We start from the raw sequence: 8,733 nt of genomic DNA on the forward strand, positions 1-8,733 counted from the left end.
TTTTCTTATGCAAAGGTGAAATATTTCAGTGAAACAAATTTTTCAGCTAATAGAATTTTTGGGAATCCACGAAAATTTTTTGCTCCGGCAGGCTCCGACAAAAATTTTTCGCAAACCCACCCAAAATTTCTACGCAAAACACCCAATGGCTTCGCCACTCCATTTTTATTCCCTGAAAGATTTCATTAGTAGGGCATAGAAAAGACGATCACCTCAATTTATACGAAGCAAGAAAGAAACAGAGTTCTTTGACATCTACGATTAAAACCCAAAAACACAAAACAAATTATGCTTTCATATCAGAACTTCACCACGAGAAAAAGACTCGTGTCCTCATATGCCTAAGCAATAAAATTTAAATTTCTTTTTATTAACTATATTAACTAAATAAATATTTTAATTATTATGAAAACAACAACTTATAGAACAAAATCAGCGAACAAAACAGAACCTAAACAAGATAAATTTATCAGTAAAATTTTAGAAAATCTTGATAAAGTAAATGCCGGAGATTGGGAAAATTATACAGATATAGGAGATGTTTTTCCATCTAATCTATTTACGGGAAAAAATTACAAAGGATTTAATATTGTAGCCTTATTTTTAGATACAATAGCAAACGGATTTACTTCTGCCAGATATGCTACTTTTAGCAGTATTGCTAAGGCTGGGGGTAAGCTTCAGAAAGGCGCAAAAGGATGCGTAATTGAATTTTTCAGCTATGTATATAAACATAAAGAAACTGGAAAAAATTACACTTCTGAGCAGGTAAGAGAAATGTCAGCAGAACAGTTAAAACAAGTTGACAAAATACCTTGCTTAAAAACTTACACCGTTTTTAATTCTCAGTTCATCGAGAATCTTGCAGATCTTAATTTAGATATTGTAGATGATCTTCCTGAAGAGAACGAAGTTGAAGAGCTTCAAAACTGCGAAAAATTTATTTCAAATATTATCCTGAATGGTGACCTTGATTTAAGGTTCGGAAACGGAACAATAGCGTATTATTCGCCTGCTATGGATTACGTTTTTATGCCAGAAAGAAAATATTTTGTAAGCACATCAAAATTTTACTCTGTATTATTTCACGAAATTATACACTGGACGGGCAACGCTCAGCGACTTGACAGAGTTATGAAAGGTCACAAGGACAAAGAAAGTTATTCTTTTGAAGAGCTTATAGCAGAAATGGGCGCAATGCTTAATTGCTTACAGTTCGGTATTTTGAATGAGTTTATAAATTCAGTTCGTTACCTTAAAAGCTGGGCAGATCATAACAGTCAGGACCGAGAAACTGCAATCAGAAAGGCTTTTATCGAATCTAAAAAAGCTAAAAAATTCTTAGAAAATCTCTAAACACAAAAAGCCCTCTTAATGAGGGCTATATATTATTATATTAACTAAATAAATCTTATAAATATGAAAAATTCAGTAAAGCCCCAAACAGATTTTTTAAGCCCTGTAACAGGAGTAATACTTTTATTATTAGGTATTTTCCTAACTATGTGCATAGAAAAGTTATAAATAATTATATTAATTATATTAACTAATTAAATATTTTAGTATATTTGAAAAACATTATTATGAAATCACAAATTGAAGTAGAAATAATATTAGAGATGCCAATAAAAACGGCAGTATATATATTGAAAAATAACGGTTTTAATCTGGATGAAATAGATTTATGTAGTACAATCACAGATTTAGATTTTATCAAAGCTGTTTTAAAAATTGATCATTACCAAAAAAATAATAATATGAAATCTATCATCATGCACACAATTTTAAATTTCGTAGACAATAATAATATTGATCTTGTCGAAGATATTTTTAAAGATAAAGTAAGCCCTTCAATGCTTTCGCATCTGCTGAATAAAAAAGAAGGCTATAAAAGAGATTATGACGATAATACAAAGGCTTGGATGCAGTTCATAGGCAACTTAGATGCGGAAAATTCCGAAATAATTTTTAATTATATCAATAAGAAAAAATAAATCTTTTAGTTCGTTAAAAGAATTCCAGATCTGGCGATATCGCAAACCAGGTTCTAAAATTTAGCGAACTAAAATTTCTTAAAATAAGCATACATGGCAAGAACAAACTACCGTCCTGATGTTATATATGTAAAAGGCTTAACAGAAAAGGATAAAGAAAACTTTGAAAAAATATTGCATCATCTAAACATTACCAACAATGGTGAAGCAGTATTAAGAATTCTAGCCCAACACTTTCCATTATTAGAGGAAAATAAAAGGCTGGATGATGAAATAAAAAAGCTTCAGGGGATTATTAAATCTAAAGATAAAAAGCTGGAGACTTTAAAAGGGCACAAATTTGAAATGCTTTCGCAAATCAAAGGTATAAGAAAAACTCTTGAAATAGCAGAGAATGAAACTTTAACACAAATAGACAATATTAAGGAGACTTTAAAAGTCTCTGAGAACTTTATAAATGAATTGAATTAAAACAAAAAATAGTTCGTTAAAATGTGAGCTGCAGCTCAGGCCCGGTTCAAGATCCGGAAGAAATTAACGAACTAAAAATATTTAAATATCAAAAAATCCAAAATAAATGAAAACCATATCAATTTTTATACAAAAAGGTGGGGTTGCCAAAACAACCAGCACGGTAAATATATCCGGAATCCTAGCAGAGCTAGGCTATAAAGTTTTAGTAATTGATTTTGATACACAATGCAATCTATCTTTAGGCTATAGCGTTGATCCGGAAACTGAGTATAATATAGAGGAATTTTTACATTCAACAGAATCCCCCCGATATGCTTTAAGGGGAAAGGATCAGAATATTTCTGTTATTGCCGGAAGCCAAAATTTAATTACAAAAGGTCTAAAAAGAGATAGCCTTAAAAAAGCTCTGAAGAAAGTAGAAAAAAATTTTGACTTTTGTCTTATTGATTGTGCCCCAAAGCCAATTAATGAAGATTTGGGGTTTGGGGAGATCGCTGTTTTTTCTTCGGACTTTATTATATCTCCGGTAGATTATGATCCCTTTACTCTTGATGGGCTTACGGCTTTAATTATCACACTGGATAAACTTCAGCAGACAGATAAATTAAATGCTCAATATTTGGGATTTTTCTTCACAAGAGTGGAAGAGAATACGAGAGATTTTAAAGAAGCTTACAGAGAACTTGCAGAAAGTGAAATAGCAGATCTTCTGTTTAAAAGTTATGTAAGAAAAAATGCTTTCATACGTACCAGTGTTAACATGGGAGAATCAGCCGTATTTTTAAAGCCGTTTTCGCCCGTTTCTATGGATTATAGAAAACTTACAGATGAATTACTAAGTAAAATTAAAATAAATGGAAAATAAGCCCAGAATTAAAGGTTTATCAAATCTAAAGAATGCAGGATCTTCTTTGCAGAAGAATGCAGAGATTATGAAGGAAAAAGAAAAAGAATATTCGACAGAGAATAATATAATTTTTTCCTTCAGGGTAAACAAAGAATTGATACACTATATAAAAAAGTTCAGGATCTTTAAAATAGAGGATAATCCATCTAATCACCTGTATAGTGATAGTGATGTTGTAAGAGAAGGGTTACAGTTATTAAAAGAAACTTTCCCAAATATTCCCCAAAGACCGGAAGACGTTGAAATTCCAACAAAAAGGGGAAGAGGAGAAAAAAGAGATCCGGCTGTAATAATAAGTAATACCTCTTTTACCCTTAGTGAGAGTGATATTAACTTTATATACAATTTCATTTTTGATCGACAAAAAGGAGGGGCTAGGTATACAAAAGAAGAATTTTTAGCTCTCTTAATAGAACACCTTGAAATGAAATTCAAGATTAATAAAAAATAAGATTATGTTAGTCAGTTGCCCAGAATGTGAAAAAAGGATTTCAAATAAAGCGGAGTCGTGCCCTAGTTGCGGACATCCAATAAATCCAATAAAACCTAAAGGAGAAGGCTGTTTTTTACAGACCTTGAATATAGGATGCGCTACGGTGATAATTGGCTTTGTAGCCTTGTTTTTAGTGATAATGGCTTTTAATTTTATAAAGCCGAAGTTTGATTTTAATAATAACAAAGGAAATACAGAAATAAAAAAGAGCGCCAACAAGTAGCGCCCTACATCTATTATAGATGTTTTTTCCTAACACAAATATATAAATTTATTTATTATGAATTACATATTCATAACATCTTTTGCGATCCTTAATAAAGGAAGGCTCAAAATACAAGAAGAATGGTTGATTGAAGATGAAGAAGATATAAGAAAAATACTTTATTACTTTAGAAAAAGTGATTTTCAACAACTAGTTGATTACGAAGTAGTAAATCTTAAAACTGGATTAGCTTCTAATTTAGAAAACGGAAAAAAAGAAAGGTTTTACCGTTTATTAGAAAAGATAGCTGATAAACATGATAAAGACAGATTTGAAGCTTTTTCCAGCTTTGCTGATACAGGAGTGAGCTTAGAACCGGAAACTATTAATTATTTCTACACCAAAAAAAAATAATATGAAAACTACAGAGAGCAAAGGTTTCTTTTGTGTTGTCTACGATAAAGAAGCTAAAAAAACAGTTTGGTATAATAAAGTTTGGGAACCTGCGAAACTTGCAAGCTATCTTTCAGGAAAAAACAAGGATTGGCTTTGGATCAAGATCTATATTAAAAAACAAGATTATTTTTCTAACCCGGATAGTTACCATCAGATTTTTGACAAAGATAATCCAGTGATTAAATTTAATTATAAACCTTTTAGTAAAAATTAAAATGGAAGAAGAAGAAATATTGGAATCCGGAATGATAATCGGAAACTATATCAAACAGGCAAATTTTTTGACTACAAGCGTTTTTTTAAACATGACTGAAGTCCAAAAAGATGCATTATATTTTATTATGCAAAATATTGATTATCATTCAGAAAATCCAACAGATAAAATAATAATTGATTTTGAAAAATTTCTGACTTATAAGGATGTAAAGAAAAATAACTTTTATTCTTTGGAAGAAACGAAGAAAATTCTGGAAGGGTTAATAACAATGAAAGGATCTTTTAGAAATCAATTTACTGGACAATATGTTATTTTTAACCTTATAGATAATGTTACTTTTAATCCAAAATCACCTAATGAACTAGAAGTCAAATTAGCTGAATTTGGTGTGATTTTCCTGTATGAAAAGGCTTTGTCTGAATATGTAGAAAAAAGTAAATTATTTCTTCCGGATTATAAAAAGAAAAACTCCGGAAAGGGTTTTACTCAAATTGAAACAAATGTAGCTTCTCTTAACTCTGCTTCTCAGAAAAAACTTTTTGAAATGCTTTCACAATTCAAATCTAAAGGATGGATGAAAATCACTCTTTTTGATTTAAAGTTAGCTTTGGGATTTATTAGCATAAAAATTAAAGATAAACAAATCACTCCTGAAGCAGAACAGTTGAGCCTTATTTTCAGTAAAGAAGAAAATAATAATATAGAAAAAGTAGAGAGGTTACCTGCTTATTATGATTTTAAAAGAAAATTCTTAGATATTGCAGTTAATGAGATTAACAATAATTCAAAATTAGATATAACTAACCTTGGTTATGAAGCCCTAAAAACTGGTAATAAAGTTACTTCTTTGAGATTTACCTTTAAAAAGAAATTAAATAAAGATAATATGTCTGAAGAGGAAAAAACGTGCTTTAACTACTTCGTGAGTTTTGGACTTACAGAAAGCCAAGTATTTTTCCTTTTAAATAGAATAGGCTATCAAAATATGTATAATTCTTTTAAAGAGAAAATAGGGCATAAAAAAGGGCCTTATGGAAGGGTTTTCTTTGATTTGTCTACTAATAATGAAATTAAGAATTTAGCAGGGTTCCTCTATGAAACCGTTTTTGCTGACTTTTTAAAGAAATAAAAGGATTCATGTCCGTAGTATAAGTATTGATGTACGCTTTTTAAGGATTCATGTCCGTAGTATAAGTATTGATGTACGCTTTTTAAGGATTCATGTCCGTTTATGTTAAGTATTCACGTCCGTGGGAAAATTACTTTGATTAAGGATTCATGTCCGTAGGATTAAAAGATCATTAAGGATTCATGTCCGTAGATAAAAAGGATTCATGTCCGTAGAGATTTCTGTAGATCCTTTATTCATAGTATTTCCCAGAGGCGATAAAGCACATGCAAGATTAGGCTTTTGGTTTATAAAACAATTGTTATAGTCGGCTAACGCCTTTAAAAGGTGTTCGCTTTCAGCTCACGAGCTTTTATTTGTCCTTTCGGACAAGGTTTTATAGTCGGAAAAAACATCTACAAAATTTTTAATAGATGCTGTCTATAAAAGAAAAAAGTTGCGCTAAAAAAGAAAAATTATGCTAAGAAAAAAAAATATCCCCGCTATTATTGCTTTGATGTTATTCGTATTTTTTACGGTGGATGCAGTAATGATTAATTTCGGAACTAAGAAATACTATGAAGTAAAAGAGAAAAATTCAATAGTACAAGATTCTTTAACTGAAGGTCTTATAGCTTACAGAGGAACAGGTGCTGGCGTGATCTTCTTTAAATGGAATATAAAATCTATAAAAGAAATTAAAAATGAAAGAAAAATTAATTGAACAGATCCAGCCCATTGCAGAAAAATATTTTTCTCTGTATGGTAGAGACAAAGTAGAAGTACGTATCGGAGATGGAAAGCTGATCATTCATATAGAACTCGGTATTTATAAATCTGTAAATACCAATACTCTGGAATTATTCAGGAGAGACACAGCAGAACTGGTAAACTACGTTACTACTTTTAATGTCGTAGAAATTAGCGTAATGAATAAAAAAACGTTTACAATAGTTTACGAGATTTACAACTAAATTGTTAGTTTAAACTATGAATTTTTCAGTAGGAAACAGGATTTTTTGTAAATTCCGCAAGCTCCGAAGAGCGCCACGGGCTAAATGCTTGAAAATCACACATAACCGAAAACGGGAAAAATCTCATAATTCCCTATTATGTTTAGTTTGAAAATATAAAATACAGAATACCAATTAAATAAACAAATATTATGAAAAAGAAATTATTTTGCTTTATTATAGCATCTTACAGTTTAAATTTATCAGCTCAGGAGAATAAAGCAGTGATGGAAATAGAATATGAAACTAAATTAATTTCCGACAGTTTGAGTAGAGATAAGGTCTCTTATTTCGCTTCTACTCTGCTTTGTAATAATAAACAATCAGTTTATTTTAATAGAGAAGCAAAAGCTTTTTACAATGGAACGTCCACCCAAAAAATTAATACTTCATTCGGGGCAATTCCTAAATATCCTAAATCTGTAGCAAGTGTATACAAAGATAGTGAAACTCTTACAGCATCTTTACCAGTAGGAAAATATGTTTTCACTTTTGAAGAACCAAAATTACAATGGCAGATTTTAGAAGATGTAAAAAATTTAAAAGGTTATAAAGTAAGATTAGCTAAAACAATAACTGATACCGGAGATACTTTTTTCGCTTGGTTTACTCCTGATATTCCTATATCAGATGGTCCGTTCAGGTTCAAAGGACTTTCAGGGTTAATATTGGAAGTTTACAATAAAACTAAAACCATAGAAATTTATGCTACAGAAATTAAAAAGTCTGAAGAAAAAATCGAACCTTTAAGCTATGGGGATGATATAAAAGCAAAATCTAAAAAACAGTTCTTAGAAGCAAGAAAAAATTATTCTGAAAATCCTTCCATGTACAATGGAAATTTAAAGGTTTTAGATGAAAATGGAAATGATAAAACTAAAATGCTTACTGAAAGAATTAAAAAAATTAATACTTTCTTAGATTGATTAATTTTTTAATAAAAATTAATTTGGTAGTTTGAGATTATTTTATAAATTTAACACTCATTAACAATAAAAATATTAATTATGAAAAAATTATTTTTTACAGGAGCTTTGCTTCTATCCTGCCTTACTTTCGCAAGTACTAAAGAAGAAGTAAAAGTAAAAACTTCAGAAGAAAAAACTACTCAGATTGCTGAAGTTAAAGAATTAACAAAAGAACAAAAACAAGCTTTAACAGCTTTCTTTGCTTGGTGGTCAGTTTCTTATCAAAATGCATGTGGAGGAACTAATACTGTATTTTTTCAATCTGATAATGCAGATGGAAGTCCGGGATTTATTAGAGAGCTAGCTTTTGCTGTAAATTCTACTTATGGAGATTGCTAATTTGATATTTATTATAATAATTTAGGGGTGTTTTTAGACACTCCTTTTTTTTTCAGTTCGATCTGGTTATACATACAAAATCCCCGCTTTAGCGAGGATAAAAACTAATAACCATGAAATACTCTTCAATAAAAACCTGAGTACTACAACAAATATATTAATATTTAAATTTCTCCTTTACGGAAATCCGTAATTATCTTACATTCTTTGTTTCTATTTTTGAACCATGGAATTTAAGTTTACAATTATTCAACTTCTTAGATCTGGGTTTTCTCAAAAGGAAATTTCCGACAGTTTGAAGAATGCTAACATAAAGCCTAATTCTCTTAGTTCAGTCGAAAAATATATAAATCAGTTAAAGCAAGAATATCAAGCGAAAACAATGTTTCATTTAGCTTGTTTGCTTTTTAAAATTGAGGAAAAAGATATTAGTAAAATAGATTATTATTAGAATGTAGATTGGTGTTTTTCCCTAAAAATGAAGTGTTATCATTGAATCCCTAGTTTGTTTTGTTTGCTAGGGATTCTTTTTTATTATAGTCAAACACTCCATGTTTAT

Annotated in this window: 12 protein-coding genes; all 12 read left to right on the top strand. The window is 30.0% G+C overall.

Annotated elements, in window-relative coordinates; all coding sequences use genetic code 11:
- Nucleotides 1-405 precede the first annotated feature (405 nt).
- The 12 genes from ODR02_RS23435 (at nt 406) to ODR02_RS23490 (ending at nt 8,174) form a co-directional block, all read left to right on the top strand.
- A complete protein-coding gene (locus ODR02_RS23435) occupies nt 406-1,356 on the top strand; it encodes a zincin-like metallopeptidase domain-containing protein (protein WP_331835790.1) in 951 nt (316 codons plus the stop codon).
- A 227-nt stretch (nt 1,357-1,583) separates the two neighbouring features.
- Nucleotides 1,584-1,994, top strand: a complete 411-nt coding sequence (locus ODR02_RS23440; RefSeq protein ID WP_309513745.1) for a hypothetical protein — start codon at nt 1,584-1,586, stop codon at nt 1,992-1,994.
- Nucleotides 1,995-2,087: 93 nt separating this feature from the next.
- The gene (locus ODR02_RS23445; protein ID WP_309513746.1) at nt 2,088-2,465 is read left to right on the top strand and encodes a hypothetical protein; all 378 of its coding nucleotides are present in this window, start codon (nt 2,088-2,090) and stop codon (nt 2,463-2,465) included.
- A gap of 106 nt (nt 2,466-2,571) precedes the next feature.
- Complete coding sequence (locus ODR02_RS23450) at nt 2,572-3,333, top strand: ParA family protein (RefSeq protein WP_309513747.1); 762 nt, start codon at nt 2,572-2,574, stop codon at nt 3,331-3,333.
- The gene (locus ODR02_RS23455; protein WP_309513748.1) at nt 3,323-3,826 is read left to right on the top strand and encodes a hypothetical protein; all 504 of its coding nucleotides are present in this window, start codon (nt 3,323-3,325) and stop codon (nt 3,824-3,826) included. Before ODR02_RS23450 ends, ODR02_RS23455 begins: the two co-directional genes overlap by 11 nt.
- Before the next feature lie 322 nt (nt 3,827-4,148).
- Nucleotides 4,149-4,487, top strand: a complete 339-nt coding sequence (locus ODR02_RS23460; RefSeq protein ID WP_309513749.1) for a hypothetical protein — start codon at nt 4,149-4,151, stop codon at nt 4,485-4,487.
- A 1-nt stretch (nt 4,488) separates the two neighbouring features.
- Nucleotides 4,489-4,743 (top strand): hypothetical protein, encoded by a 255-nt coding sequence (locus tag ODR02_RS23465; protein WP_309513750.1) that lies wholly within the window; start codon nt 4,489-4,491, stop codon nt 4,741-4,743.
- A gap of 1 nt (nt 4,744) precedes the next feature.
- On the top strand, nt 4,745-5,875 hold the full coding sequence (locus ODR02_RS23470) for a replication initiation protein (protein WP_309513751.1): 1,131 nt from the start codon (nt 4,745-4,747) through the stop codon (nt 5,873-5,875).
- A gap of 457 nt (nt 5,876-6,332) precedes the next feature.
- On the top strand, nt 6,333-6,578 hold the full coding sequence (locus ODR02_RS23475; protein WP_309513752.1) for a hypothetical protein: 246 nt from the start codon (nt 6,333-6,335) through the stop codon (nt 6,576-6,578).
- Nucleotides 6,559-6,828, top strand: a complete 270-nt coding sequence (locus ODR02_RS23480) for a hypothetical protein (RefSeq protein WP_309513753.1) — start codon at nt 6,559-6,561, stop codon at nt 6,826-6,828. The genes ODR02_RS23475 and ODR02_RS23480 overlap by 20 nt, the downstream gene beginning before the upstream one ends.
- A 191-nt stretch (nt 6,829-7,019) precedes the next feature.
- Entirely contained in the window at nt 7,020-7,793 is a 774-nt protein-coding gene (locus ODR02_RS23485; RefSeq protein WP_309513754.1) for a GLPGLI family protein, read from the top strand.
- 81 nt (nt 7,794-7,874) lie between these two features.
- A complete protein-coding gene (locus tag ODR02_RS23490; protein ID WP_309513755.1) occupies nt 7,875-8,174 on the top strand; it encodes a hypothetical protein in 300 nt (99 codons plus the stop codon).
- Nucleotides 8,175-8,733 lie beyond the last annotated feature (559 nt).

Origin of the sequence: Chryseobacterium sp. CFS2, from assembly GCF_036543225.1 — a bacterium.
Lineage (GTDB): Bacteria > Bacteroidota > Bacteroidia > Flavobacteriales > Weeksellaceae > Chryseobacterium > Chryseobacterium culicis_A.

What these genes read in the sequence shown, in the direction of transcription:
- ODR02_RS23460 (WP_309513749.1), top strand. Translation starts at nt 4,149, where the DNA reads ATGAATTACATATTCATAACATCTTTTGCGATCCTTAATAAAGGAAGG.
- ODR02_RS23465 (WP_309513750.1), top strand. Translation starts at nt 4,489, where the DNA reads ATGAAAACTACAGAGAGCAAAGGTTTCTTTTGTGTTGTCTACGATAAA.
- ODR02_RS23435 (WP_331835790.1), top strand. Translation starts at nt 406, where the DNA reads ATGAAAACAACAACTTATAGAACAAAATCAGCGAACAAAACAGAACCT.
- ODR02_RS23475 (WP_309513752.1), top strand. Translation starts at nt 6,333, where the DNA reads ATGCTAAGAAAAAAAAATATCCCCGCTATTATTGCTTTGATGTTATTC.
- ODR02_RS23455 (WP_309513748.1), top strand. Translation starts at nt 3,323, where the DNA reads ATGGAAAATAAGCCCAGAATTAAAGGTTTATCAAATCTAAAGAATGCA.
- ODR02_RS23445 (WP_309513746.1), top strand. Translation starts at nt 2,088, where the DNA reads ATGGCAAGAACAAACTACCGTCCTGATGTTATATATGTAAAAGGCTTA.
- ODR02_RS23440 (WP_309513745.1), top strand. Translation starts at nt 1,584, where the DNA reads ATGAAATCACAAATTGAAGTAGAAATAATATTAGAGATGCCAATAAAA.
- ODR02_RS23485 (WP_309513754.1), top strand. Translation starts at nt 7,020, where the DNA reads ATGAAAAAGAAATTATTTTGCTTTATTATAGCATCTTACAGTTTAAAT.
- ODR02_RS23490 (WP_309513755.1), top strand. Translation starts at nt 7,875, where the DNA reads ATGAAAAAATTATTTTTTACAGGAGCTTTGCTTCTATCCTGCCTTACT.
- ODR02_RS23470 (WP_309513751.1), top strand. Translation starts at nt 4,745, where the DNA reads ATGGAAGAAGAAGAAATATTGGAATCCGGAATGATAATCGGAAACTAT.
- ODR02_RS23480 (WP_309513753.1), top strand. Translation starts at nt 6,559, where the DNA reads ATGAAAGAAAAATTAATTGAACAGATCCAGCCCATTGCAGAAAAATAT.
- ODR02_RS23450 (WP_309513747.1), top strand. Translation starts at nt 2,572, where the DNA reads ATGAAAACCATATCAATTTTTATACAAAAAGGTGGGGTTGCCAAAACA.